The 25319-nt window shown below is 77.7% G+C and carries 27 protein-coding genes; 12 read left to right on the top strand and 15 right to left on the bottom strand.

The features are described 5' to 3' along the window. Positions 1-8 precede the first annotated feature (8 nt). From ACI796_RS09475 to ACI796_RS09465, 3 genes are read left to right on the top strand one after another with little or no spacing between them, the layout of a single operon-like run. The gene (locus ACI796_RS09475; protein ID WP_456940977.1) at positions 9-1178 is read left to right on the top strand and encodes an outer membrane protein assembly factor BamB family protein; all 1170 of its coding nucleotides are present in this window, start codon (positions 9-11) and stop codon (positions 1176-1178) included. Positions 1179-1225: 47 nt separating this feature from the next. Continuing rightward, the gene (locus tag ACI796_RS09470; protein WP_456940976.1) at positions 1226-2140 is read left to right on the top strand and encodes an alpha/beta fold hydrolase; all 915 of its coding nucleotides are present in this window, start codon (positions 1226-1228) and stop codon (positions 2138-2140) included. Beyond that, positions 2137-3006 carry an oxygenase MpaB family protein gene (locus ACI796_RS09465; RefSeq protein WP_456940975.1) on the top strand — a complete coding sequence of 290 codons (870 nt, stop codon included), beginning with the start codon at positions 2137-2139 and terminating at the stop codon, positions 3004-3006. The genes ACI796_RS09470 and ACI796_RS09465 overlap by 4 nt, the downstream gene beginning before the upstream one ends. Here ACI796_RS09465 and ACI796_RS09460 read toward each other — a convergent pair. The 5 genes from ACI796_RS09460 to ACI796_RS09440 all read right to left on the bottom strand — a co-directional run bounded on the left by ACI796_RS09460 (position 3003) and on the right by ACI796_RS09440 (position 6347). Beyond that, positions 3003-3881: a RecB family exonuclease gene (locus ACI796_RS09460; protein ID WP_456940974.1), complete on the bottom strand. Its 879-nt coding sequence runs from the start codon at positions 3879-3881 to the stop codon at positions 3003-3005. The genes ACI796_RS09465 and ACI796_RS09460 overlap by 4 nt on opposite strands. A 27-nt stretch (positions 3882-3908) precedes the next feature. Then, entirely contained in the window at positions 3909-4766 is an 858-nt protein-coding gene (locus tag ACI796_RS09455) for a PHP domain-containing protein (protein WP_456940973.1), read from the bottom strand. Positions 4767-4801: 35 nt separating this feature from the next. After that, positions 4802-5428, bottom strand: coding sequence for a PH domain-containing protein (locus tag ACI796_RS09450; RefSeq protein ID WP_456940972.1), 627 nt, complete (start codon positions 5426-5428; stop codon positions 4802-4804). A 7-nt stretch (positions 5429-5435) separates the two neighbouring features. Further along, the gene (locus tag ACI796_RS09445) at positions 5436-5600 is read right to left on the bottom strand and encodes a hypothetical protein (protein WP_456929373.1); all 165 of its coding nucleotides are present in this window, start codon (positions 5598-5600) and stop codon (positions 5436-5438) included. Positions 5601-5723: 123 nt separating this feature from the next. Further along, the gene (locus ACI796_RS09440; protein ID WP_456940971.1) at positions 5724-6347 is read right to left on the bottom strand and encodes a DUF6758 family protein; all 624 of its coding nucleotides are present in this window, start codon (positions 6345-6347) and stop codon (positions 5724-5726) included. Between the two features lie 105 nt (positions 6348-6452). On the opposite strand from ACI796_RS09440, the gene ACI796_RS09435 reads away from it, so the two are divergent. Continuing rightward, the gene (locus ACI796_RS09435) at positions 6453-6881 is read left to right on the top strand and encodes an NUDIX hydrolase (RefSeq protein WP_456940970.1); all 429 of its coding nucleotides are present in this window, start codon (positions 6453-6455) and stop codon (positions 6879-6881) included. Between the two features lie 24 nt (positions 6882-6905). Here the strand turns inward: ACI796_RS09435 and ACI796_RS09430 are convergent, their stop codons facing one another. Then, complete coding sequence (locus ACI796_RS09430; protein WP_456940969.1) at positions 6906-7415, bottom strand: MaoC family dehydratase; 510 nt, start codon at positions 7413-7415, stop codon at positions 6906-6908. Between the two features lie 142 nt (positions 7416-7557). Here ACI796_RS09430 and ACI796_RS09425 point away from each other — a divergent pair, with 142 nt between their 5' ends. Together ACI796_RS09425 and ACI796_RS09420 are read left to right on the top strand one after the other, a co-directional pair. Then, positions 7558-8046 carry a hypothetical protein gene (locus tag ACI796_RS09425; RefSeq protein ID WP_456940968.1) on the top strand — a complete coding sequence of 163 codons (489 nt, stop codon included), beginning with the start codon at positions 7558-7560 and terminating at the stop codon, positions 8044-8046. Further along, the gene (locus ACI796_RS09420; protein WP_456940967.1) at positions 8043-8957 is read left to right on the top strand and encodes an HTTM domain-containing protein; all 915 of its coding nucleotides are present in this window, start codon (positions 8043-8045) and stop codon (positions 8955-8957) included. Before ACI796_RS09425 ends, ACI796_RS09420 begins: the two co-directional genes overlap by 4 nt. A 7-nt stretch (positions 8958-8964) precedes the next feature. Here the strand turns inward: ACI796_RS09420 and ACI796_RS09415 are convergent, their stop codons facing one another. Further along, entirely contained in the window at positions 8965-9258 is a 294-nt protein-coding gene (locus tag ACI796_RS09415) for a WXG100 family type VII secretion target (protein ID WP_456940966.1), read from the bottom strand. A gap of 155 nt (positions 9259-9413) precedes the next feature. Here ACI796_RS09415 and ACI796_RS09410 point away from each other — a divergent pair, with 155 nt between their 5' ends. Continuing rightward, positions 9414-13532 carry an FtsK/SpoIIIE domain-containing protein gene (locus ACI796_RS09410; protein ID WP_456940965.1) on the top strand — a complete coding sequence of 1373 codons (4119 nt, stop codon included), beginning with the start codon at positions 9414-9416 and terminating at the stop codon, positions 13530-13532. 8 nt (positions 13533-13540) lie between these two features. Here the strand turns inward: ACI796_RS09410 and ACI796_RS09405 are convergent, their stop codons facing one another. The 4 genes from ACI796_RS09405 to ACI796_RS09390 form a co-directional block, all read right to left on the bottom strand. Continuing rightward, entirely contained in the window at positions 13541-14053 is a 513-nt protein-coding gene (locus ACI796_RS09405; protein ID WP_456940964.1) for a DUF6912 family protein, read from the bottom strand. Between the two features lie 69 nt (positions 14054-14122). Continuing rightward, entirely contained in the window at positions 14123-15505 is a 1383-nt protein-coding gene (locus ACI796_RS09400) for a WS/DGAT/MGAT family O-acyltransferase (RefSeq protein ID WP_456940963.1), read from the bottom strand. Between the two features lie 91 nt (positions 15506-15596). Next, entirely contained in the window at positions 15597-16892 is a 1296-nt protein-coding gene (locus ACI796_RS09395) for an AAA family ATPase (protein ID WP_456940962.1), read from the bottom strand. Next, positions 16892-17824, bottom strand: coding sequence for an SAF domain-containing protein (locus ACI796_RS09390; RefSeq protein WP_456940961.1), 933 nt, complete (start codon positions 17822-17824; stop codon positions 16892-16894). Before ACI796_RS09390 ends, ACI796_RS09395 begins: the two co-directional genes overlap by 1 nt. Before the next feature lie 213 nt (positions 17825-18037). Here ACI796_RS09390 and ACI796_RS09385 point away from each other — a divergent pair, with 213 nt between their 5' ends. After that, positions 18038-18346, top strand: a complete 309-nt coding sequence (locus ACI796_RS09385; protein WP_456940960.1) for a helix-turn-helix domain-containing protein — start codon at positions 18038-18040, stop codon at positions 18344-18346. Between the two features lie 2 nt (positions 18347-18348). On the opposite strand, the gene ACI796_RS09380 is transcribed toward ACI796_RS09385, so the two are convergent. Then, positions 18349-18918: a hypothetical protein gene (locus ACI796_RS09380; RefSeq protein WP_456940959.1), complete on the bottom strand. Its 570-nt coding sequence runs from the start codon at positions 18916-18918 to the stop codon at positions 18349-18351. A gap of 85 nt (positions 18919-19003) precedes the next feature. Here ACI796_RS09380 and ACI796_RS09375 point away from each other — a divergent pair, with 85 nt between their 5' ends. After that, the gene (locus ACI796_RS09375; protein ID WP_456940958.1) at positions 19004-19669 is read left to right on the top strand and encodes a hypothetical protein; all 666 of its coding nucleotides are present in this window, start codon (positions 19004-19006) and stop codon (positions 19667-19669) included. A gap of 75 nt (positions 19670-19744) precedes the next feature. After that, a complete protein-coding gene (locus tag ACI796_RS09370; RefSeq protein WP_456940957.1) occupies positions 19745-20293 on the top strand; it encodes an Rv3235 family protein in 549 nt (182 codons plus the stop codon). A gap of 3 nt (positions 20294-20296) precedes the next feature. Here ACI796_RS09370 and ACI796_RS09365 read toward each other — a convergent pair whose 3' ends face one another. Together ACI796_RS09365 and secA are read right to left on the bottom strand one after the other, a co-directional pair. Continuing rightward, complete coding sequence (locus tag ACI796_RS09365) at positions 20297-20803, bottom strand: GtrA family protein (RefSeq protein WP_456940956.1); 507 nt, start codon at positions 20801-20803, stop codon at positions 20297-20299. Between the two features lie 127 nt (positions 20804-20930). Then, positions 20931-24023: a preprotein translocase subunit SecA gene (gene secA, locus ACI796_RS09360; protein ID WP_456940955.1), complete on the bottom strand. Its 3093-nt coding sequence runs from the start codon at positions 24021-24023 to the stop codon at positions 20931-20933. A gap of 59 nt (positions 24024-24082) precedes the next feature. Between secA and ACI796_RS09355 the strand changes: the two genes are divergently transcribed. Beyond that, on the top strand, positions 24083-24475 hold the full coding sequence (locus ACI796_RS09355) for a pyridoxamine 5'-phosphate oxidase family protein (RefSeq protein ID WP_456940954.1): 393 nt from the start codon (positions 24083-24085) through the stop codon (positions 24473-24475). A 75-nt stretch (positions 24476-24550) separates the two neighbouring features. Next, entirely contained in the window at positions 24551-25117 is a 567-nt protein-coding gene (locus ACI796_RS09350) for a GNAT family N-acetyltransferase (RefSeq protein ID WP_456940953.1), read from the top strand. A gap of 3 nt (positions 25118-25120) precedes the next feature. Here the strand turns inward: ACI796_RS09350 and ACI796_RS09345 are convergent, their stop codons facing one another. After that, the gene (locus ACI796_RS09345; protein ID WP_456940952.1) at positions 25121-25312 is read right to left on the bottom strand and encodes a VOC family protein; all 192 of its coding nucleotides are present in this window, start codon (positions 25310-25312) and stop codon (positions 25121-25123) included. Positions 25313-25319: the final 7 nt, after the last annotated feature.

Here is a 25319-nt window from a genome sequence, read left to right as displayed (position 1 = left end):
GACGCCGCGTGGCGCTGCGTCCCCCGCCGCTGCGGGTGTGGGTCTGGACGGCGGCCACCCTCGCGCTGGCCGTCGTCGCCACCCTGCTGTGGCGGGGGTCGAGCGTCGCCGCGACCGACAGCACCACCGCCGCCGAACCGCCGGTCCCCTCGGCTGCGCCGGCCGGTGACCTCGCGCCCGCCTGGTCGGTCGACGTCGACGTCCCGCTGCCGGACGCCGTCGTCGAGGGCGGCCGGGTGGTCGTGCCCGTCGCCGACGGCGTCACGGCGCTGGACCCGGCCACCGGCGAGGAGGCCTGGCACTACCGGCGCACCGACGCCGCGCTGTGCGGGCTCTCCGCCGGCGACGGGCTCGTCGTCGCCGTCTTCCGCACCGCGGACCGCTGCGACGAGGCGCTGGCGCTCACCGCCGCCACCGGCGTGCGCGCGTGGACCCGCAACCTGAGCCTGCGCGGCGACGCCACCGTCACCGGCGCCGACCAGGTGGTCCTCGCCAGCAGCGACACCGGCGTCGTCGTCCTCGACCCGGTCGGGGACAACGTCCGCTGGCGGGCGGGCGCGGAGTCCGGCTGCACGCTGCTCGACACCGCCGCGGGCAGCGCCGGCGTCGCGGTGCTGCAGCGCTGCGCCGGCTCGGCCGCCGTCCAGCTACGGCTGTTCGACTCCTTCTCCGGCGAGGCCCGCTGGACCCGCGACCTGGCCGTCGCGGACGGCGACGAGGTGCGGCTGGCCGGCGCGGACCGGCTGGTCGACGTCGTCTCCGGCGACGCCCTGCTGGTCCACCGCCCCGACGACGGCACCCAGCTGCAGGAGCTCGCGCTCCCGGCCCCGACCGACGGCGGCGCGGAGGGCGATCCGGTGCTGCAGTCCGGGACCGGCGACGTCGCCCTGGTGTGGGCGCGCAGCACCGTGTGGGCGCTGGACCGGACGAGCGGCGCGACGCTGTGGTCGACGCCGGCCCTCGGCCTGCCCACCGCGTCCGCCGCCGGCAAGGGCGAGGTCGGGCAGGCCGGCGTCTGGGTGCCCGAGCCCGACGGCCTCGTGCTGCGCGACCCGGCCACCGGCGCCGAGCTCTCCCGGGTGGCGCTGCAGGACCCGCCGGCGCCGGGCGGGCGGGCCGCCGTCGCCGGGCCGGTGCTCGTGTACGCCCTCCCCGACCGGGTGCTCGGGTACGCCTAGTCCCCCGCACGGCGGCGCGGCCGCCGCGGGCGGGGTTCACTGGGACCATGGTCCTGCCCGGCACCTCGCACAGCCCCGACCTCGCCATCGCCGCCGACGACCTGCGCCAGCTCGCCGACCACGACGCGACGCCGCGCACCCTCCCCGGGCGGGCCGGGCCGCTGGCCGCGCTGGACACCGGCGGCGACGGGACCAGCGGCACGGTGCTGCTGGTCGCCGGCTACACCGGCAGCAAGGAGGACTTCGCCCCGCTGCTCGCGCCGCTGGCCGCCGGCGGCTACCGGGTGGTGGCGATCGACCAGCGCGGGCAGTACGAGTCCCCCGGCCCCGACGACCCGGCCGCCTACTCGGTCGCCGAGCTCGCCGCCGACGTCGTCGCCGTGGCCGCCCTGCTGCGCGAGGAGACCGGCACCCCGCACCTGCTCGGGCACAGCTTCGGCGGGCTGGTCGCCCGCGGCGCCGTCCTCGCCGACCCCGCCGCCTTCCGCTCGCTGACCCTGCTCGGGTCGGGCCCCTCCCGGCTGGGCGGCCTGCGCGCCGAGCTGCTCGAGCACCTCGGCCCCCTGCTGGACTCCGGCGGCGTCCCGGGCGTGCACGCCACGCTCGAGCAGCTGGCCATGACCGACGAGCGCGCCCAGGCGGTGCCCGCCCCCACCCGCGCGTTCTACGCCCGCCGGTTCCTCCGCAACACCGCGGCCGGGCTGCGCGGCATGGCCGACGCGATGACCGCCGAGCCCGACCGGGTGGCCGAGCTGGCCGCCACCGGCGTGCCGGTGCTGGTCGCCTACGGCGTGGCCGACGACGCCTGGCCGACGGACGTGCAGGCGGACATGGCCCGGCGGCTGGGCGCCCGGCACGAGGTCATCGACGGCGCGATCCACTCCCCCGCCGTCGAGAACCCGCGCCGCACGCTCGAGGTGCTCGAGGCGTTCTGGTCCTCGGTGCCGGAGGGGACCCGGTGAGCGGCGCCCGGCCCTCGGCGCGCGACTGGACCGTCGAGGAGGACCTGCTCGGCTTCTTCGGGCCCGACAGCGTCACCTGGCGGGTGCACGCCGACCCGGTCTACAGCGTCGGCGGGCTGCGTGCCCTGCTGCTGCAGGCGCTGCACCCGGTCGCGATGGACGGCGTGGCCCGCAACTCGGTCTTCCGCGCGAACCCGTGGCAGCGGCTGGTGCGGACCGCCGAGTACGTCGACACGCTCACCTTCGGCACCCGCCGCGAGGCGGTCCGCGCCGTGCGGCGGGTGCGCGGCCTGCACCGACGCCTGGGCGGCACGGAGGAGACCACCGGCCGCACCTACCGCGTCGACGACCCCGACCTGCTGCTGTGGGTGCACAACTGCGAGGTCGACTCGCTGCTCGACGTCGCCCGCCGCGTCGGCGTCGTCACCCCCGCGGAGGCCGACCGCTACGTCGCCGAGCAGGTGACCGCCGCCGAGCTCATCGGGATCGACCGCGCCGACGTCCCCGGCTCGGCGGCCGCGCTGGCCGGCTACTTCGAGCGGCTGCGCCCCGAACTCACGTTCACCCCGGCCGCGTGGGAGGCGTGGCGTTTCCTCGTCGTCCCGCCGATGCCGCGGTGGGTGCAGTTCCTCACCCCGGCCCGGCCGGCCTGGGGGTCGCTGGCGTCACTGGCGGTGGCCACCCTGCCGCCGTGGGCGCGCCGGATGGCTTCGCTGCCCGGGCTGACGCTGACCGACGCCGCGGCGACGGCGGCGCTGCGGGCGTTCCGCACCGGGATGCTCGCGCTGCCCGACCGGGCCCGGCACTCCCCGATCCGCCGCGCCGCGTTCGAGCGGACGGCCGGCGCGGTCGAGGTCGGCGCCTAGATCCCCGCCTGGCCCTCCGCCCGGTCCCCGTCGGCGGGCAGGAAGCTCCACGTCTCCCGCGGCGGCGTCGCCGCCTGCCCGACCGGGCAGCTGGGCCGGAAGTCGCACCAGCCGCACTGCCGGCCGGGGACGGCGGGGAACGCCTCGTCCGGCGGCACGCCGTCCTCCATCCGCTGCGTGGCGACGGCGATGTCCTCCGCGACGTCCTCGGCCCGGCGCACGTGGTTGGCCAGCGACCGCTCGGTGTGCTCGAAGGAGGCGACCGTGCCGCTGGGCAGGTGGTGCAGCTCGACCCGGCTGCACGGCCGGCGCAGCGTGCGCCGCACGCCGAGCACGTAGGCCGCCAGCGCGGGTGACCCGCGCGCTTCGTCGTCGGTGCTGGGCACCCGGCCGGTCTTGTAGTCGATGACGACCAGCTCGTCGCCGCGCTGGTCGATGCGGTCGACCCGCCCGGTGAGCGCCAGCCGCTCGGTGGTGCACGAGACCTGCCGCTCCAGCCCGACCGGCTCGTCGGCGGGGTCCAGCGACTCGACGTAGCCGGTGACCCAGCCGGCCGCGGTGGCGCGCCAGCGGGCGGCCTGCTCGTCGTCGCGGAAGCCGTTGGCCGACCAGACGCCGTAGAGCAGCTGCCGGGCGGCGACGGCGGTGCGGCGGGCCCGCGGCAGGTCCCACCACGAGCGCAGCGCGGCGTGCACGGCGGAGCCGACCGTGTTGTGCGCCCACGGTGGGCCCTTGGGCGGCGTCGGCCGGTCGACGTAGGCGAAGCGGTAGCGGCGCGGGCAGTCGGCGAAGGTGGCCAGCTTGCTCGGCGTCGCGGGGAACAGCCGGCGCGGCATGCCGGGCATCTCGAGCTGTGCGCCGTCGGACTGCCTCACCCGGCCACGCTATCCGGCGACAGGGCCTCAGCCGGCCAGGGGCACGCTGCCGGTGGACGCGGCCACCAGCGCCTCGTACTGCTCCGGGTCGGTGGTGCACGCGCCGAGCGGCGTCGCCTTGTTCGTGCCGTGGTGGTCGCTGGAGCCGGTGACCAGCAGCCCGAGGTCACCGGCCAGGCCGCGCAGGTGCGCGCGCTGGGCCGGGTCGTGGTCGGGGTGGTCGACCTCCAGGCCGACGAGCCCGGCGTCGGCCATGGCGGCGATCGCGGCGTCGTCGACCACCCGGCCGCGCCGGGTGGCCAGGCCGTGGGCGAACACCGGCACCCCGCCGGCCGCCCGGACCAGCCGGATGCCCTCCAGCACGTCGGTGTCGGCCTTGGTCACGTGGTACGGGCCGCCCTGGTGCAGCAGCGTGGTGAAGGCCTGGTCGACCGACGCGACGACGCCCGCCTCGACCAGCGCCCGGGCCACGTGCGGGCGGCCCACCACGGTGCCGCCGCTGGCGTCCAGGACCCGCTGCCACTCCACCGGGTAGCCGGCCGCGGCGAGCGCGGCGACCATCCGCTGGCCGCGGGTCAGCCGCTCCTCGCGCAGCCGCCGCAGCTCCTCGGCCAGCTCCGGGTGGTGCGGGTCGAACAGGTACGCCAGCAGGTGCACGCTGACCGGCCGCCCCTCCGCGGGGAACCAGCGCGCGGACAGTTCCAGGCCCGGGACGACGGTCAGCCCCTCCGGCCGCGCCGCGGCGGCCGCCGCCCAGCCGTCGGTGGTGTCGTGGTCGGTGAGCGCGACGACGTCGAGGCCGGCGGCGCGGGCGGCGGCCACGAGCGCGGCCGGGGTGTCGGTGCCGTCGGAGACCGACGAGTGGGTGTGCAGGTCGATGCGCATCGGCGTCCAGCCTCCCCCAGGCGGGCGCGCGCTGCTCAGGCCCCCGGCGGGCGCGGGATCGGCTGGGTGTCGTGCCGCGGCGGCGGCGCGGCGGGGCGCCGGCCGTCGTCCGGGTTGCCCTCGTCGTCGCCGGCCGCGGCGCCGCCCCCGTCGCTGCCGAACAGCAGCTCGCTCACCTCGCGGTAGAGCAGGTCCGCGCGCGGCAGGAAGGTGATCTGCGACAGCGCCTGCTGCGAGCCGGCCGACTCGAACCGGAACGTGCCGTAGCCGAGCAGCTGGCCGGGGACGGTCTCCTTCCAGGTCAGGTCGGTGATCCGGCGCAGCGGCAGCAGGCTGACCGTGCGCGCGACGATCCCCGAGGTCAGCAGCACCCGGCGGCGGGTGACGATGAAGTGCCGCATCCACCACTCCCCGGCCCGCAGCGCGAACCAGCCGAGGGCACCGAGGACGACGAGCAGCCCGGCGCTCGCGCTGACCCGGTTGTCGGGGTCGAGGGTGAGCACCCACAGCCCGACGAGCAGGACGGCGACCGCCTTCGCGCCCGGCCACAGCAGCACCGCCCAGTGCCGGCGGGTCGCCACGACCGCCTGCTCGCCGGGGAGCAGGTACTTGGCGGCGTCCTTGGCCCACCGCGGCGGGCGGCCGCCGGCCGGGCCGCTCACGGCGGGGTCAGACGAGCGAGCCGACGAAGGCCGCGATCGACGACGCCGCGCTGCCGAGCGCCTCCCCCGCGCTGCGCACCACGTCGGCCGAGGCCTCGGGACGCTGGATGACGTAGAAGACGACGAAGGCCACCGCCAGCCAGACGAGCACCTTCTTCAGGTTCACCGCCACCCCCGGGGGTCCGCTCGGACCGGCGGGCACGGCGCCCGCACGGCTGGGCCCGGAGGCCGGCCCCATGGGTAACACAGGCCCCAGCGCCCCCCGGCGGGACACGCCGGGCGGCGGACGGACGGGTCAGTCCCCCGGCAGCAGGTGCTCGCTCGGCGGGCCGAGCGGGAGGTCCGGGTACAGCCGTTCCCGCAGGTCGAGCAGGCGCATCTCCTCGGCGAGCAGCCAGCCGGCGGACATCGGCCACATGACCAGCCACAGCCACACGCCGTAGGCCTCACCGACGAACGCGGCCCGGTCGTCGGAGGTGGGCACCGCCCACAGCGGCGCGTGCTGCCCGGCGGCCTCGACCGCCGCCGACGACGGGCCGGTGATGACGTCGCCGGGGTCCAGGCCCGGGAGGCCGGCGTAGCCGCAGCCCACGCCCATGCCCGGCTCCTCGGCGACCAGCACCAGCTCCGCCGACCCGCCCAGGGGTGCCGGCCCGGCGCAGCCGACGACGATCGCCCGGGCCCCGGGCTCCCCGCCCCAGGCCAGGCCGGTCACCGACCAGCCCGGGGGCACGGGGTCGGGCACCCACGCGGGCACCCGGGCGTCGGCGGTCACCGCGGCGATGGCGTCGTGGGCGATGAGCGTGGTGTGGTGCAGCGGGGTGACCGCGCCGTGCACGTGGCACCAGGCCACGGCCGAGTCCCCGGGGCGCACCACCAGTGGTTCGCCGCAGCGGGGACAGACCGGGGAGGCGCTCATCGCAAGACACCGTCCTGTCACACGGGGCTGACGTCAAGCGCAGGCGGACGGCACCGTCCGGCCCGGCCGGGTCGCCGGCCGCGGGCCCGGCCGTAGCCTGCGGCGGTGGCTCCCGACTCCCCCGGCGACCGGCTGCCGGTGCAGGCCTGCGTCGGGGGCGTGGTCCTCGACGGGGAGGGCCGGCTGCTGCTGGTCCGCCGGCGCAACGCCCCGGGCCGGGGGCTGTGGTCGGTGCCCGGCGGGCGGGTGGAGCCGGGCGAGACGCTGCCCGCGGCGGTCGCCCGCGAGGTCCGCGAGGAGACCGGGCTGGCGGTCCGGGTCGGGGCGGAGGTCGGCCGGGTGACGATCCCCGGCGACGGCGTCGTCTACGACGTGGTGGACTTCGCCTGCACGCCGGAGGACCCGGCCGCGGCGCCGGTCCCGGGCGACGACGCCGACGCGGTCACCTGGGCCGGCGCCGCCGACCTCGACCGGCTGGCCTGCACGCCGGGGTTGGTCGCGACGCTGCGCGGCTGGGGTGCGCTGCCGTCCTGACCGGTCCGGCAGCGCACCCCTCCCTCAGGAGCGCGGCGCCGGCTCCGGGCGGCCGGGCTGCTCGCCGCCGCGGGCCTCGCCGTAGGACCGCTTGGGCACCATGACCTTGCGCCGGAAGACGCAGACGACGGTGCCGTCCTGCTTGTAGCCGATCGTCTCGACGTGCACGACGCCGCGGTCGTCCTTCGACCTCGACTCCGTCTTGTCCAGGACGGTGGTCTCGCCGTAGATCGTGTCGCCGTGGAAGGTCGGCGCCACGTGCCGCAGCGACTCGATCTCCAGGTTGGCGATGGCCTTGCCCGACACGTCGGGCACGCTCATGCCCAGCAGCAGCGAGTAGACGTAGTTGCCGACGACGACGTTCTTGCCGAAGTCCGTGGTCTCCGCCGCGTAGTGGCTGTCCAGGTGCAGCGGGTGGTGGTTCATCGTGATGAGGCAGAACAGGTGGTCGTCGTACTCGGTGACGGTCTTCCCGGGCCAGTGCTTGTAGACCGCACCGACCTCGAACTCCTCGTAGTACCGACCGAACTGCATGTGCGCTCCTCCGACGTCGTCGTGCGGTGGACGGTGCCGACGTCGTGCGCAGGGCAGGGGCCGTCCCGGGCCGGGCAGGCCAGTTGCCCACCACGCGGCGTCGGTGACCCATCTGGACGGGCGCCGATCCTACGATGCCCGGGTGGTCCAGCCGTCCCGCGCCGGCGACCCCGCGGAGGCGGACGTCGTCAGGCTCTCCAGCGGCGGGCGCCGCGTCCGCCTCGCCGCCTCCCTGGCCGTCCTCGCGCTGCTGCTCGCCGGGACGGTCTGGGGCACCGACGCCTCCTTCCCGTTCGGCCCGTTCAAGATGTACTCGACCCGCGCCGAGGTGAACGCGCCGGTGGTCTCCACCCGCGTGGTCGGCCTGACCGGCGAGGGCGAGGAGGTCCGGCTGTCCGGCGGTGAGGTGGGGCTGCGCCGGGCCGAGTTCGAGGGGCAGCTCCCCCGGCTGGTCGACGACCCGGCGCTGCTGGTGACACTGGCCGAGACCTACGCCCGCCGGCACCCGGACGCCCCCGCCCTCGTCGAGGTGCAGGTGGTGCAGCGGCACTTCGAGCTCTCCGACGGGCAGCCGACCGGCGCGTGGACCGACCGCGTCCTCGTCGACCAGGACCTGGGGGGCGGCGCGTGAGCACCTCACCGGTCTCCTCCCTCGCCTCCGCGGTCCGCGGCCTGCGCGGCTTCTGGACCCGCCCGGTCCCGCTGGCCCGCATCGCGGTGTTCCGCACCATCGCCTACCTGTTCGTGCCGGTCGACGTCTTCCTCACCACCGCGTGGGTGCGCGCCCACGCCGAGGTGCCGACCGTCTGGTACCAGCCCCTGGAGATCGCCCGGGTGCTGCACCTGCCCACGCCGACGTCGACCGTCGTCCACGTCGTCCAGTGGGCACTCGTCCTCACCGCGCTCGCCGCCGCCACCGGCCGCGCCCCCCGTCTGCTCGGCACGGCCGTGTTCCTGCTGTACCTCGAGTGGATGGTCATCGCGATGAGCTACGGCAAGGTCGACCACGACCGCATCGCCTACCTCGTCGCGCTCGCCGTGCTGCCCACCATCGGCCGGGTCCGCTGGCGCGACCGCCGCCGGTCCGAGGCCGCCGGCTGGGCGATGGCCGCGGTGATGGTGACGGTGATGCTCACCTACTTCCTCGCGGCCTGGGCGAAGATGCGCTTCGGCGGCTGGGACTGGGCGACGGGCTCGACCATCACCCGGGCGGTGATCCGCCGCGGCACCGCCCTGTCGGACTGGACGCTCGACGTCCCCGGCCTGCTCGTGGCCGTCCAGTGGGCGATGCTCGTCCTCGAGTTCGCCGCCCTGCTGATGCTGCTCGTCCGGTCCGACCGGGCCCGCGCCGCGCTCGTGGTGTTCCTGCTCGGCTTCCACCTGATGGTGTTCGGCGGGCTGCGGATCATCTTCCTGCCGCACTGCGTGGCGATCCTGTCGATCCTGCCGTGGGAGCGGGCGCCCGAGGTGCTCGCCGCGGTGCGCCGGCGGCTGCAGCCCGGGCGCGCCGCCGCGCTGTCCGCTGCGGCGCCACCCGGCTGACCCGGGCTCAGATCAGCGCGCCGATGCGGGCGGCCACGTCCGCCTCGTGCTGCTGGTAGGACGCGGCGACCGCGGTGAGCAGCCCGCCCATGCCGGTGAGCGCGTCGCTCACCCCCTGGGCCGAGACCCGCCACTGCTCGTAGAGCGCGCTGAACTGCACCGCGGCCTGGCTGTCGGTCCAGCCGTCGAGCACCGAGCTCGTGACCGTGCTCGACAGCGTCGCGTGCCGCGCGGCGGTCTCGGCCGCCTCGGCCTGGCACCGCCCGGCCATCGTCTGCAGCGTCCCGATGTCGACCCTCATGGCTCCTCCTGTCCGTCCCGGGTCCCTCCCGGGCGGCTGCGGACGCTAGGCCGGACCGGTCCCTAGGGCGCCGGGACCGTCCACAGCCCCGGGCCCGTCCACAACCCGGGACCGTGGGGCCCCGCGGCGGGCCGGTGGCCGGGAGCGTCGCGCCCGTGTCCGCTCCTCTCCCCGCCGGCGCCGAGGCCCGCTGCTGGACGCTGGTCCGTGCCGAGGGCGCCGTCCACGTCGAGGTCCGCGCCCCCGACGACGCCCGGCTCGACACCGTGCTGGGCCCGCTGGCCGCTGCCCTCGGCGTCGCGGCGACGGGCCTGTGGTCCGGCACCACCCGGCTGTCCGGGGAGCTCCTCCTGACCGACGACCGCCTGCTCCACGGCGCGGTCCTGGGCCTGGGCCGCCCGGTCCCCCGGTCCGGCGAGCCGGCCGCCAGCCCCCTGGAGCTGCACGTGGTCGGCGGGCCGGCCGCGGGCACCGCCGTCCCGCTGGCCACCGGCCGGCACGTGCTCGGCCGCGGCGCCGGAGCCACGCTGTCCCTGCCCGATCCCGGGGTCTCCCGCCGGCACGTCGCGCTCGAGGTCGGCGCCGGCGGCATCACCGTGACCGATCTCGGCTCGACCAACGGCAGCCGGCTCGACGACGCCGACCTGGACGGCGCTGCGCGCCCGTGGCGTCCCGGCGCGGTGCTGCGGCTGGGGGCGAGCTCGGTGACCGTCACCGGCCCGCGGGACGGGCGCGCGGGGCTGCGGCCGGGGCCCGGCGGCCGCCGGCTCGTCCGGCCGGGCGTCCTGCCGTCCGCGCACCGCCCGGAGGTGGAGGTGCCGTGGCCGGAGCCGCCCGCGGCCGCACCCCGGCGCCGGCTGGGCTGGGTCGCCGTCGTGCTGCCGGCCGTCGCCGGGGTCGCGCTCGCGCTGGTGCTGTCGGCGCCCACCTTCCTGTTCTTCGCACTGCTGGGCCCGCTGGTGGCGGTGGGCAGCTGGGCGTCGGACCGGTGGAGCGGGTCGCGCACCGGCCGGCGGGCGGCCGCGGCGCACGCCGGAGAGCTGCAGGAGGCCCGCGCCCGGCTGGCCGAGGCGGTCCGGGCCGACGTCCGGGCGGCGCGGGCGGCCGCTCCCGACCTGGCGGCGCTGACCGCCGCGGCGCGCCGGCGGACCACCCTGCTGTGGTCCCGCCGCGCCGGGGACCCGGGAGCGCTGACCGTGCGGCTGGGCACCGGCGCAGGCCCCACGCGGGTGGTCCGCGTCGAGGCGGGCCGGCGGCTGCCGGAGCCGGCGGCCGACCTCCCGGTGACCGTGGACCTGCGCCGCACCGGGGGCCTGGCCGTGACCGGCCCGCGGGAGCCGGCGCTGGGCGTCGTGCGGGGGCTGCTGGCGCAGCTGGTCGCCCTGTCGGCACCCGGCGATGTCGACGTCGCGGTCCTGACCTCTGCCACCCGTGCGGCCGACTGGGCCTGGGCGCGGTGGCTGCCGCACCTGCCGGAAGGCCCGATCTCGGTCCGCCTCTCGGGGTCCGAAGCCGATCCGACGCTGTCCTCGTGGCTGACGGGCCTGGCCGACGGGCGCGGGGACGCCGCGGGCACGCCGGTCCTGGTCGTCGACCGGCCGGTCGACCCCCCGCTCGCCGACGTCCTGCGCCGGTGTCGCGAGCAGGGTGCGGTGCTGCTGGCCCTCGCCCGCCGTGGCGAGGACCTCGGCGGCTGCGTGCCCGCCGTCCTCCAGGTCGGGGGCGAGACCGGCGACACCGGGCGGCTCGGGATCGGCGACGGCGCGCGCCCCGTCGACGTCGTCGTCGACCGCCTGCCCCTCGCCGCCGCGGCACGGCTGGCCCGCGACCTCGCTCCCCTCGCGCCCGCCCGGCAGGCCGCCGGGCTGCCGCGCACCGTGCGCCTGCTCGACCTGCTCGCGGACGGCCGGGACGGTCCCGGCGGGGAGGTGCCGGTCGCCTGGTCGGGCACGCGGTCGTCGCTCACCGCGCGGCTGGGTGTGACCGCGGCCGGCGGAGCCGAGGTCGACCTGGTGCGGGACGGGCCGCACGCCCTCGTGGCGGGGACGACCGGGTCGGGCAAGTCCGAGCTGCTGCAGACGCTGGTCGCCGGGCTCGCGCTGGCGCACCCGCCCGACCGGTGCTCGTTCCTGCTGGTCGACTACAAGGGCGGCGCCGCCTTCGCCGAGGCCGTGGCGCTGCCGCACACCGTCGGCCTGGTCACCGACCTGGACGGCGCGGCCACCGCCCGGGCGCTGCGGTCGCTGACCGCGGAGCTCTCCCGCCGCGAGGCGCTGCTGGCCGCGGCCGGGGTGCCCGACCTCGCGGTCCTCCCGCCGCAGGTGGAGCTGGCGCGGCTGGTCATCGTCGTCGACGAGTTCGCGGGCCTGGCCGAGGAGCTGCCGGAGTTCGTCAGCGGCCTGGTCGGGATCGCCCAGCGCGGCCGCTCCCTCGGCGTGCACCTGGTGCTCGCGACCCAGCGCCCCAGCGGCGTCGTGTCCCCCGAGATCCGGGCCAACTGCTCGCTGCGGCTGTGCCTGCGCACCACCGACGAGGCCGACTCGCGCGACGTGCTCGGCAGCGGGGTCGCCGCGACGGTGCCGACGGACCGTCCCGGCCGCGGGTACCTGCGCACCGGCGGCGGGCACCCGGTGCCGTTCCAGGCGGCCCGGGTGGCGCTCCGTCCCGCCGCCGCCGCGGCCGCCGGCCCGACGGTGACCCGCTGGTCCTGGCCGGCGCCCCCGGCGGGGACCGCGCCCGGGCCTCCCCCGGGCCCGACCGATCTCGCCCGGGTCACCGCGGCCACCACCGCCCGCGCCGCGGTGGCGGGTGTGCGGCGGCCGCACCGGCCCTGGCAGCCGGCGCTCCCGGAGGAACTGAGGACGACCGAGCTCCCCGCCGCGGACGGGCCCCCGACGGAGCTGGTGGTCGGGCTCGTCGACCGCCCCGACCGGCAGGCGCGGGAGCCGCTGCGGCTCGACCTCGCCCGCGGCGGCGGCTGGCTGGCCGTGGGCGGTCCCGGCAGCGGCCGCACCACCCTGCTGCGCACCGTGCTCGCCGAGGCCGTGGAGCGGCTGCCGCCGGGCGGGCTGCACGTGCACGTCCTCGACCACGCCGGGGGCGCGCTGGCCGCCGAGGCCGCCGGCCTATCGCACACCGGCACGGTGGTCGGCGCGGACGACGCGCTGCGCACCGTGCGGCTGGTGTCCCGGCTGGCCGCGCAGGTCGCCGGGCGGCGGGCCGGCGGAGGTGCGGACGCCTCGGCCGTCCTGCTCCTGGTCGACGGCGTGGATGCCCTGCTGGCGCAGCTGGACGAGGCGGTCCCCGGGCAGGGTGCGGCCGGGTTCCTCCGGCTGGTCCGCGACGGCGGCGCGGCCGGGCTGACCTGCATCCTGACCGCCGACCGCGCCGTCCCCGGGGGCCGGCTGGCCGCGGCCGCGGGGACGCGCCTGGTCCTCCCCCTGCCCGACCGCGCCGATTACGCCGTGGCGGGGGTGCCGGTGCGCGCGGTCCCCGGCGCCCGCCCGCCGGGCCGGGCGCTGCTGGGTGAGGAGGCGCTCGAGTGCCAGGTCGCGCTGCCCCGGCCCCTGTGCCGCACCGCGCCGGCCGCCCCGCCGGGCGCCGGGCCGCTGGTCGTCCCGGAGCTGCCGGCGGACCCGCCGCCGGTGCAGCCGCCGGCCGCGGAGGACGCCGACCTGCTCCGCCGCGTGCCGTTGGGTCCCGGCGGCGACGAGGGCGGCGTGCTCACCGTCGACCTGCTGCGCGCCGGCGGGCTGCTCGTCGTCGGCCCGCCCGGCAGCGGCCGGACGACCACCCTGGCCGCGCTGGGCGCGACGCTGACCGCGGCCGGCGTCCCCGTCGTCCACCTCGCCCGGGGCGACCGGTCCGCACCGGACGGGCTGCCGGTGCTCCCTGCTGACGACGTCGCCGGCTGGCGGGTGTGGCGCGCGGGCCTGGCCGGGCGCCCGGGCGCGGTGCTGCTGGACGACGCCGGGAGGCTCGCCGACTCGCCGGTCGGCACCGCCCTGGCCGGCGGCGACCGCACCGACGGCGAGGTGCTCGTCCTCGCCGCCGGGACGGCCGGCGAGCTCTCCCCCGCCTTCCGCGGGCCGGTCGCCGAGCTGCGCCGCGGGCGCAGCGGCCTGCTGCTGTGCCCCGGTCCCGGCGACGCCGACCTGCTGGGCACCCGGCTGCCCCGGACGCCGGTGCCCGTCCGACCCGGGTCGGGCTGGCTGGTCACCGCCGGGGTCCCGCAGCGGGTCCAGGTCGCCCGGGCGCGGCGGGCGGGCCCGTGACCGGCCGGTCAGAGCAGGTCGAGCGCCGGCCCGATCTCCTGCGTGGCGTACCAGGCCAGCTCGTGCCCCTCGGCCTGGTCGACGACGAACTGCGCCTCCTCGCTGCCGAGGTCGGCCTCGAGCACCACGGCGACCGCGGCGCGCACGTCCTCCTCCGCCTCGGCGCCGTCGACGTGCGCGCTGGCCACGTCGGCGAGCGCGACGTCGGCGGTGACCCGCACGGCCCCGGGGTCGGTGTCCGGGTCGTCGATCTCGGAGACCGAGCCGTCGGGCACGTCGGCGGCGAGCACGACCCGGCGGCGGGCGGCCGTGGGGTCGACGTCGACCAGCCGCAGGCTGGCCCGGGCGGCCGCGAGCAGCGCCGCGTACTCCAGTTCCTCGACGTCGGCCGCGGCGTCGCTGAGCGCGTAGTGGTCGCGCAGCCGCGGGGTGACCGCGAACCCGGTGTGCGGCCCGCTCAGCCGGCCCTCGTCCACGAGCGTCCGCAGGACGCTCGTCGTCGCCGGCAGGTAGATCCGCACCCGGCCGCTCCTCTCCTGTCGGGGAAGGCGACCGTATCCCGCACGTCCCGGCGCGGATCCGCCGCCGGGTCAGCGCACGGCGTCGGCGAGCGCCCCGACCTCCTGCTCGACCAGGTCGGCCAGGACGTCCACGTCCCCGACGCCGTCCCGGTCGGCGTTGAGCCCGACGTAGACGTGCCCGTCGTAGCTGGTCATGCCGACCGCCAGCCCCTGCCCGCCGACCAGCGGGACCACGGGGAACACCTCGAGCATCCGGCTGCCGGCGGCGTACAGCGGTACCTGCGGTCCCGGGACGTTGGTGACCACGAGGTTGAACATCCGCCGCGACAGCCCCCGGGCCGCGCGCGCACCGAGCGCGTGCAGGGTCGGCGGGGCGAACCCGGTCAGCGCGATGAGCGTGTCGGCGCGCACCGAGCGGCCCGAGCCGGTCACCCCGCGCATGGCGTAGCTGAGGCGGGCCAGCCGCACCCACGGGTTGGGCTCGCCGACCGGCAGGTCGACCAGGTACGCGGCCACGCTGCTGCCGGGCGCGTCCTGTTCCTCGCCCTGCACCGACACCGGCACCAGCGCGCGGACGGCGGTCGAGCCGAGCACCGGCTCGCCGCGGGACAGCAGCCAGTCGCGCAGGGCGCCGCTGAGCACGGTCAGCAGGACGTCGTTGATGGTGCCGCCGTGCGCCTTGCGGATGGCCTTGAGGTCCTCGAGGTCGGTGCGCGCGACGGCGACCCGCCGCTGGTTGCCCAGCGTGCGGGCGAGCGGGCCGTGCGGGGCCGGGACGACCGCCGAGCGGACCGCCCGCACCAGCCCGCCGGCCACACCCCGCGCCCGGGCCGCGGTGGAGCGCAGGTCGCCGACCGCCGACCGCGCGGTCTCGAGCACCGCCGTCGGGCGCTGCACGTAGTCCGCGAGCGCGTCGACGACCAGCTCCACCCGGCCGGGCACCCGCCGCGGCGCCCAGTCGTCGGCCGACGGCACCGGCGCGTCCGGCGAGGGGTCGAGGAGGACCTGCGCGATGTCGACGGCACCCAGGCCGTCGACCAGCGCCGGATGGGTCTTGGTGACCACCGCGACCCGGCCGCCGGACAGGCCCTCGACCAGGTAGACCTCCCACAGCGGCCGGCCGCGGTCCAGCGGGCGCGAGGTCACCCGGGAGACCAGGTCGAGCAGCTGCGCCTCGGTGCCCGGGCGCGGTACCGCCGACCGCCGGACGTGGTAGGCGACGTCGAAGTCGGGGTCGTCGGCCCACACCGGGTCGGCCAGGTGACCCGGCACCGGCACGATCCGCTGCCGGTAGCGCGGCACCAGCGGCAGCCGCGCCTCGACCAGCTCGGCGAGGGTGTCGAGACCGCCCTCGACCGGCTCCAGGACCAGCACCCCGGCGACGTGGATCGGCGTCCCGGCGTCCTCCAGGTAGAGGAACGACGCGTCCAGGGTGCTCAGCCGCTCGGCCATCGTCCTCCTCCGGATCGGGAGCCCACCGTACGTCGCGGACGGGAGCCGGCACACCCGCGGGAGCGAGGGTCGCCCGGCCGGGGCGGCGGGGTCACCCGGCCCCCCGGCGCAGGCGGCCGCGCCGGCCGCCGCTGGGCTCGGGCACCCGCGCGAGCCCGGCGGCCAGCGACCGCAGGGCGGCGCGCAGCGGGGACCCGGGCGCCACCTCGGCGAGCGTCCGGCCGGAGGCGAGGGCGGCGTCGGTGGCGCGGCGGTCGGCCGGCAGGAACGCGCGGACCTCGCGGCCGGCGAACCGCTCGAGGGCGCCGGCGATCTCCTCGCGCGGGTCCCCGGGCACCGGCCCGCGGCGCACCTGGTTGACCACGACCGCCGGGTCCACCTCCGGCAGCAGGTCGCGCAGCTGGCCGAGGGCGCGGATGGTGCGCTGCAGCGCCACCGGGTCGGCACCGCTGACGCACAGGACGTCGTCGGCGGACTCGAGCACGGTCACCGTGGCGCCGTTGCGCCGGGGGGCGGCGGTGTCGAAGGACAGCTCCTCGTCCTCCTCCAGGTTGAACGCGCAGTCGACGACGACGAGGTCGGCGGCCCGCCGCGCCTCCGTGAGCACCGCGGCGACGGCGGCGGGCCGCAGCTCGGGCCAGCGGTCGGCACGCGCCAGCCCGGTCAGCACGGCCAGGTGCGGGCGGACCGACCACGCCAGCCGGGTGAGCGCCGCGCCGTCGAGCGTGCCGGCCGCCGCCTGCCGGGCCGCCCCGGCCAGCCCCGGCGACTCGTCGAGCAGCCCGAGCACCTGCGCGACCACTCCCCCGTAGACGTCGGCGTCGACCAGCAGCGTGGGCACGCCGAGGCGGGCGGCCTCGTCGGCGAGACCGACCGCGACCGTGGTCCGGCCGGGCGCGCCGGTCGGACCCCACACCGCCACGACCCGACCGCGCGGCGGCCGCTGCTCCTCCGGCCCCGGCTCGGGGAGCGCCGGCGCGGGCAGCGCCGCGCGCGGGTCGGCGACGTCTCGCCCGGCCGCCGGCCCGCCCGCGACGGCGTCCCGCAGCGCGCGCACGACGTCCTCGGCCGGGGCGTCGGCCGGCAGCACCGTCGCCACGCCGAGGGCGCGCAGCCGGTCGCCGGCGCGCTCGTCGGCGGGGTCGGCCAGCCCGACGACGGCCACCCCGGCGGCGGTCAGCCGGGCGACCGCGTCGCCGTCGAGCCGGTGGAGGTCGGCCGACAGCAGCGCGGCCTGGGCGGTGCCGGTGGCCGCGGTGGCCAGCAGGTCCGAGGCGTCGACGCAGCGCCGCACGACGGTGACGCCGTGGTCGGCGCGGTCGAGCGCACCCACCAGCGCCGCCTCCCACGGCGCGCCGGTGACCGCGGTGACGACCTGCAGCGCCATCAGGCGGGAGGCGCGGCGGGGGTACCCGCCGCGGGGTCGACGGTCACCGGCGGCGCCACGGGCTCCACCGGCGCGGGCTCCACCGGCACGGGCACGGGCTGCACCGGCGCGACGGGCACGGGAGCCGGGCTCGGAGCCGGCGTCGAGGTCGACGGCGGTGACGTCGACGGCGGTGACGAGGAGGTTGGGGACGAGGAGGTCGGGGACGACGACCCGCCGGCGGCCGGCGCGCGGGACACCGCGGGGGTGCCGACGTCGTCGACGGACCCGTGCAGCACGACCACCAGCGGGCGGTCGCCGATCGCGGCCAGCACGTCGGGCGCCTCGTCGGCGGGCACGGCGACGACCACCTGCACGGTCGTGGTCGTCGTCGAGAGGACGCCCTCCGCCCGGCCGCTGACCGCCTGCACCGGCGCCGAGCCGACCACGAGCACGACCCCCTCCCCCGTCGCGGTGCCCGCCGGGTCGGTGACCCCGTAGACGTCGACGACCGAGCCGCGGGCCAGGCCCGGCGGCACGTAGCCGGCCTGCACCGGCAGCGCGACCTGCACCAGGTCCTCCGGCTCCTCCAGCACGGTCCGCGGCAGCAGCTCGCCGGCCCGGACCGCCCGCGCGAGCGTCCGGCCCGCGGGGTCGGTGCCGGTGGACAGGTAGGCGCCGGCGGCGTCGCCGAGCCGGACGTCGACGGCGGCCAGGTCCTCGGGGCCGAGCACGGTGCCCGCGGCGAGGTCGGCGGTCACCGACCACACGGGCACGGTCGCGTCGGCGGCGGTGAGCACGCGGGCGCCCAGCAGCACCGAGCCGAGGACGAGCAGCACGCCGAGCACCAGGCGCAGGTCCAGCCAGCGGGGCGGCCGCACCCGGCGCGGCACCGGCCCGGCCGGCGTCTCCGCGGCGGGACCCGCCGGCACCGTGCGCGTCGCAGCGCTCACCGGGCGCTCCTCCCTCCGCTGGCCGGGGCTCCCCCGGCGGCCCGCCGACCGGCGGGCGTCCGTCCCGACCGGCACGGCGAGGCTCGGTCGGACGCAGATGATGCGGTACGGACGCGGATGCGTGCACCGGTTGTCCACACGTTCGGGTGTGGACGGGAAGCGTGCGGGTGAGCGCGTTCCTGACAGACTGGCGGGGACCGGACGGAGAGCCCCATGCCCACACCGCGCTTCCTGACCCTCGACGACGTCGCCGAGATCCTCAACGTCTCGTGGTCGCAGGCCTACGCCCTCGTGCGGCGGCGGGAGCTGATCGCCATCCAGATCGGCGGCCGCGGGCAGTGGCGGGTCGAGGTGGACGAGCTCGAGCGCTTCATCCAGCAGAAGTACGCCGAGGCCCGCGCCGGCGCGGTGCCCTCCGCCGGCGAGGTGGCACCCGACGGGGGGCCCGCCGGCGACCTGCCCGCCGGGGACGAGGTCCCGGCCGGCGAGGTCCCCGCCCGGGGGCGGCGCCGCACCCGCTGAGCTCAGGCGGCGCCGGGCGCGAGCGTCCGCACCACGGCGACCGCCGGGAGCACCACCGCCCGGACGCCGCGCACCGCGCCGGCCCGGCGGAAGTCGTCGGCCGCGTGCTCGGCGAGCTCGACGAAGTCGGCCCCCACCCGGTCCACCGTCCCGGTCAGCACCCCGCCGTCGTCGAGGACGACGGTCACCGCGCTGCGGTCGCGCGCCAGCCCGCGCAGCGCCCGGCGCAGGTCCAGCGCGACCCGGACGGCCGACGCCGGCCCGGCCGCGGCCGTGGTCCGCACCAGCCCCGACACCGCGACGACGGCCGGCAGCGCGACCAGCGCCTCGCGTCCGGTGCCGTCGTCGAGCAGCGCCCAGTCCGGTCCCAGCTCGGCGAGCCGGCCGGCCACCTCCCCCGCGCCCCGGCAGCGCAGCGACACGTGTCCGCCCACGGCACCACCGAGCCGGTCCGCCAGCCGCAGCGCCCCGACCTCCGCGCGGGACCGCGACGGGAGCTCGGCCCGCTCCTCGGCCGCCGCGGCCGCCTCGAACTCCGCCTGCAGATCGGTGAACAGCTGCTGCCAGCGCATGCCGCCGAGCGTAGATCCACAGGGACTCTTGCATTTGGTTGCGTTTGCTTGCTTCAGTACGCCGACGTCTACGCAAGGAGGGCACGTGTCGGCACGTCGACCCGTGGTCACGGCGGCGGTCATGGCCGCGCTGGCCGTCGGTCTGCGCGCGCTCACCCCGGACCTCGCGGCGGTCCTGCGCAGCGGCGGCGACCTGCAGGCCCTCGTCGACGCCGTCGGTCCCGAGGCGCTGCTGCTCGACGCGGTCGCGGCCGTGGCGTGGGTGGTCTGGGCCTGGGGCGCCCTCGGACTGGCGCTCACCGCGCTGTCGGCGCTGCCCGGCCTCGCCGGCGCCGCCGCGGGCGTCCTCCTGCGGCGGGTGGTGCCGGCGTCCGGCCGGCGCGCCGCCGCGCTCGCCCTCGGCGTCGGCCTGGCCACGGCGCCGGTGCTGGCCGGTTGCGCGACCGCGGCACCCGTCGTCGTCGCGACCGCCGGCGCGCCGGCCCCGATGGCCGTCCCCGACTGGCCGGCGCCGGCCCCCGCTCCCGCGGTGCCCGACTGGCCCGCGCCCGCGCCCGGCGGGCACGTCGTGCTGCGTGGCGAGTGCCTCTGGGCCATCGCCGCCGCCGACCTCCGCGCCCGCACCGGTGCCGAGCCGACCGACGCCGCGACCGCCGCCGCCGTCGAGCGCTGGTGGACGGCGAACGCCGCCGTCATCGGCCCCGATCCCGACCTGCTGCTGCCCGGTCAGGTGCTGCGCCCGCCGCCGTGAGGGTCGCACCCGCCGAACCCGTCCGGCCGCTCCCCCGGCCCGCGTCGTCCCCGACCCCGACCCCCGGGAGCCCCCGTGACCGCGTCCACCCAGCCCGCCCCGCCGACCGCCGCGCCGCTGCGCACCCTGCGGCTCGGCCTCGTCCCGCCGCTGCACCCGCCGCTGACCGGACCGGCCGTCGCCCTGGTCGACCCGGCGACGCCGCCACCCCGCCCGCCGCACCGGCCCGGGCCGCGGCCGGTGCCGGAGGGGCCCCGCCGCCGCAGGCCGGACCTGTTCGGCCCGGCCTGGTCGGTGCGGGCCGACCTGCCCGACCCGCGCGCCACCGGGCGGCTGCTGTTCACCACGGTGCTCGAGGCGCTGGCCGGCCGCCGGCCGCTGTCCCAGGTGCAGCGGCTCGCCTCCCCCGGCGTGCACGCCGCGCTCGTCGCCGGCCGGCGGCCGGCCTGGTGCGCCGCCGGCACCGCGCCGCTGCTGCTCGGGCCGGTGCACGTGTGCGAGCCGGTCGACGGCGTGGCCGAGGTCAGCGCCGTGGCGCGGCGGGCCGGGCGCGCGCACGCGGTGGCCGCCCGCCTCGAGGGCCTCGACGGCCGCTGGCGGTGCACCGCCCTGTCGATCGGCTGAGGGTCAGGCGTGGGCCCGGGCGCGGCGGGCCGCCGCTCCCGGGTGGACGACGAGGACCCAGCGGAGTCCGGCGAACCGGGCCAGGCCCACGGCACCGCTGACCGCGACGACCGCGAGCACCGACACCAGCGCAGGGGCGGAGACGGTCCAGGCGTCGACCGCGGCCAGCGTGAGGCTGGAGGTCACCAGCCCGACGACGGCGATCCCCCCGCCGGCCCACTGCGCCGTCGCCCAGCCGGCCCGGTCGCCGGCGCGGAAGGTGAGCCGGCGGTGCAGCTCGTTGGCCAGGGCCGTGGAGGCGACCACCGCGACGACGTTGGCCGCCTGGTCCCCGAGCCCGGCCAGCGCCAGGAACAGACCGGCGTACACGACGTTCGCCGAGCCGCCGACCAGCACGAACCGGACGAACTGCGCCGGGACGCGGTCGCCGCGGAGCCGGTCGAGCAGCGTCGGCGCCGCAGCCCGCGCCGCCACCCGGTCGGGTGGAGGGGCGAGGACGGTCGCGGGCATGCGGCCAGGTTCCTCGCCCGGGAGGGTCCGGCACATCCGGGATGACCCTCATTGCGTACCTGATCCGGGGACGACGGCGCCCCGCCGACCACGGGGGTCGACGGGGCGCCGGGGTGGAGCTGCCGGGTCAGCGACCGGCCGCCCCGTGGCAGACCTTGTACTTCTTGCCCGAGCCGCAGGGGCACGGCGCGTTGCGGGCCGGCTCCTTGGTCCCGGTGACCGTGGCGGTCTTGGCCGCCTTGGCCGGGCCGCTCTCCTTCGGCGAGGCGTCGAGCGAGGGCGCCGAGTAGCTCAGGTCCTCCTGCCGGCGCGGCTCGTCGAGGCCCTTGACCGCCAGCTGCGGCCCGGTGCCCGACGGCGCCGGGGTCTCCGCCTCGGGCGCGGCCGGGGCCGCGGGCCGGGTGCCGCTCTTGCGTGCGGTCGGCCGCCCGGCCGGGGCGCCGGTCGAGCGCCGGGCCGCCGGCCCGCCGGACGGCTTGGCCATCGAGACCGGCGCGGAGCCGTCCCCGTCGGCGGAGGCAGCGGCGGGCGCAGGGGCGGCGCCGTCGGCGGCCGGTGCGGTGGCGCCGTCGGCGGCCGGAGCGGGCGCGGCGGCCGCGCGGGCCGCGGCCTCCTGCGCCGCCCGCTGCCGGGCGAGCACCCGGGCGGTGCCCTCCTGCGCGGCGGCCAGCGCCTTGGCCTCGGCCTCGGCCTGCTGGGCCTTCGCCTCGGCCTCCTGCTGCTCCTTGGTCTTGACCTCCAGGTTGAACAGGAAGCCGACCGACTCCTCCTTGATGCCGTCGAGCATCGCGGTGAACATGTCGTAGCCCTCGCGCTGGTACTCCACGACCGGGTCGCGGTTGGCCATCGCGCGCAGGTGGATGCCGGCCCGCAGGTAGTCCATCTCGTAGAGGTGCTCGCGCCACTTGCGGTCGAGCACGGACAGCAGCACCCGCCGCTCGAGCTCGCGCATGACCTCCGAGCCCAGCGCCGCCTCGCGCTCCTCGTAGGCGCGGTGCACGTCCTCGAGCAGCTCGGTGCGCAGCACGTCGGCGGTCAGCGCCGCCTGCTCGCCGTCGGCCACCCGGTCGATCAGCTCCTGGCGGTCCAGACCCACCGGGTAGAGCGACTTGAGGCCGGTCCACAGCTGCTCGAGGTCCCAGTCCTCGGCGTAGCCGGTCTCGGTGGCGCCGTCGACGTAGGCGCGGACGACGTCGTCGAGCATGTGCTGCACCTGCTCGTGCAGGTCCTCGCCGTCGAGGACCTTGCGGCGCTCGTCGTAGATGACCGTGCGCTGCCGGTTGAGCACCTCGTCGTACTTGAGGACGTCCTTGCGGACCTCGAAGTTCTGCTGCTCGACCTGCGTCTGCGCCGAGCGGATGGCCCGGGAGACCATCTTCGACTCGATCGGCTGGTCCTCGGGGACCCGCAGCGTGGTCATCATCGACTCGAGCATCGGGCCGTTGAACCGGCGCATGAGGTCGTCGCCGAGGGAGAGGTAGAACCGCGACTCCCCCGGGTCGCCCTGCCGGCCCGACCGGCCGCGCAGCTGGTTGTCGATGCGGCGGCTCTCGTGCCGCTCGGTGCCCAGCACGTAGAGCCCGCCGGCCTCGGCGACCTCCTCGTGCTCGGCCTTGACCTGGTCCTTGGCCGCGGCGAGCGCCTCGTCCCAGGCGGCCTCGTACTCCTCCGGGGTCTCCGACGGCGACAGGCCGCGGGCGCGCAGCTCCTCGTCGGCGATGAACTCGGGGTTGCCGCCGAGCTGGATGTCGGTGCCGCGGCCGGCCATGTTGGTGGCCACGGTGACCGCGCCCAGCCGGCCGGCCTGGGCGACGATCGCCGCCTCCCGCGCGTGGTTCTTCGCGTTGAGGACCTCGTGCGGGATGCCGCGGCGCAGCAGCAGCTTGGACAGGACCTCGGACTTCTCCACGCTCGCGGTGCCGACGAGGACCGGCTGGCCCTTCTCGTGCCGGTCGGCGATGTCGTCGATGACCGCCTCGAACTTGGCCTTCTCGGTCTTGTAGACGACGTCGGAGCGGTCCTCGCGGACCATCGGCCGGTTGGTCGGGATCGGGACGACGCCCAGCTTGTAGGTCTGCGAGAGCTCGGCCGCCTCGGTCTGGGCGGTGCCGGTCATCCCGGAGAGCTTGTCGTAGAGCCGGAAGTAGTTCTGCAGCGTGATCGTGGCGAGGGTCTGGTTCTCGTCCTTGATCTGCACCTTCTCCTTGGCCTCGATGGCCTGGTGCATGCCCTCGTTGTAGCGGCGGCCGGCCAGCACGCGGCCGGTGAACTCGTCGACGATCAGCACCTCGCCGTTGCTGACGATGTACTGCTGGTCGCGGTGGAAGAGCTCCTTGGCCTTCAGCGCGTTGTTGAGGTAGCCGATCAGCGGGGTGTTGACCGCCTCGTAGAGGTTGTCGATGCCGAGCTGGTCCTCGACGAACTCGACGCCCTCCTCGGTGACGGCGACCGTGCGCTTGGCCTCCTCCACCTCGTAGTGCTCGTCCCGCTTCATCAGCGGCACGATGCGCGCGAACTCCACGTACCACTTGCCGGCGGACTCGGCCGGGCCGCTGATGATCAGCGGGGTGCGGGCCTCGTCGATGAGGATCGAGTCGACCTCGTCGACGATCGCGAAGTGGTGGCCGCGCTGCACGAGGTCGGCCTTGGACCAGGCCATGTTGTCGCGCAGGTAGTCGAAGCCGAACTCGTTGTTCGTGCCGTAGGTGATGTCGGCGGCGTACTGCTCGCGGCGGTGCGCGGGCTTCTCGCCGGACAGGATCGTGCCCACCGACAGGCCGAGGAAGCGGTGCACCCGCCCCATCCACTCGGCGTCGCGCTTGGCCAGGTAGTCGTTGACCGTGACCACGTGCACGCCCTCGCCGGTCAGGGCGTTGAGGTAGGCCGGCAGCACGCCGGTCAGGGTCTTGCCCTCACCGGTGCGCATCTCCGCGATGTTGCCCAGGTGCAGCGCGGCGCCGCCCATCAGCTGGACGCGGAAGTGCCGCTGGCCCAGCGTGCGGGTGGCCGCCTCCCGGACGACGGCGAACGCCTCCGGGAGCAGCTGGTCGAGGGTCTCGCCGTCCTCGTACCGCTGCTTGAACTCGTCGGTCTTCGCCCGGAGCTCCGCGTCGGTGAGGTCGGCGACGTCGCCCTCCAGGGACTCGATCGCGTCGGCGATCCGGTCCAGTCGTCGGAGGATCTTGCCCTCACCGGCTCGCAGGATTCTCGAGAACACCACGGCACCAGCGTAGGCGGCCCGGCCAGCACCCCGGGGACGCCGCACGTACCCTCCGCCGGGTGGCCACCGACCCCGCCGCCCTCGGGCCCGGCGCGCTCGCCTTCCTGACCGAGCGCCACCTGGCCACGCTGACCACGCTGCGCGCCGACGGGAGCCCGCACGTGGTGCCCGTCGGCGTCACCTACGACCCGGACACCCGCACCGCCCGCGTCATCACCTCCGGCGGCTCGGCGAAGGCCCGGCACGTCCGCGCCGGGCAGGACCGGGTCGCCGTCTGCCAGGTCGAGGGGCGCCGCTGGCTGACCCTCGAGGGGACGGCGGTCGTGCGCGACGACCCGGCCGCGGTGGCCGACGCCGAGGCCCGCTACGCGCGGCGGTACCGGCAGCCGCGGGAGAACCCGGCGCGGGTCGTCGTGGAGATCTCGGTCGACCGGGTGCTGGGCAACGCCTGAGGGAGGACCCCGTCCTCCCCACCCCTCGCCGGCTCGGGGCGGGACCCGGGACGGGGCCGAGACACAGCACCGGACATGCACGACCCTGTCGGGGTGGAGCTCTCCGGCATCGACCTGACCACCGAGGTGGTCCGCACCGCGCGGCTGGTCCTGCGGCCGTTCACCCCCGACGACGTGAGCGCGGTGCACCGCGCCACCCAGGACCCGGAGACGCAGCGCTGGATCAGCGCCGCGCCGGTGCCCTACACGCTCGCCGACGCGCGCGCGTGGGTGGACACGGTGGTCCGCCAGCGCGCCGAGGGCGCCGGGCTGCCGGTCGTGGCCGAGGCCGACGGCGAATTCGTCGGCACCGCGGGCCTGCTGTTCGGCGGGCGGCACCTCGGCCCGGAGATCGGCTACTCGGTGGCGCCGTGGGCCCGGCGGCGCGGCTACGCCACCGAGGTCACCGACGGGCTGGCCGGCTGGGCCTTCACCCGCGGGGCGACGCGGGTGCACCTGGTGGTCGACGTGGACAACCCCGCCTCGCAGGCGGTGGCGCTGCGGGCCCGGTTCACCCGCGAGGGCGTCGTCCGCTCGGCCCTGCCGCGGCGCGACGGCACCCGCGCCGACGCCGTCCTGTTCGGCCGGCTGGCCGCCGACTGAGGGTCAGTCCCCCTCGACGAGCACCACGGCGTTCCCGTCGGGGTCGGCCGTCGCGAGCACCGGCGGGGCGGACCCGGTGTCGAGCACCTCGCCGGGTACCGCGCCGGCCGCGGTGAGCGCGGCGTGCGAGGCGCGGACGTCGGCGGCGGCTCGTCGGTGCCCGGACACGGCGGAGGGGCCGCGCCGGCACGGCACGGCCCCT

It is taken from the genome of Geodermatophilus sp. SYSU D00525 (genome assembly GCF_054050475.1).
Note: the sequence above shows the minus strand (reverse complement) of the source record. Positions and strands in the feature narration are given on the sequence as shown.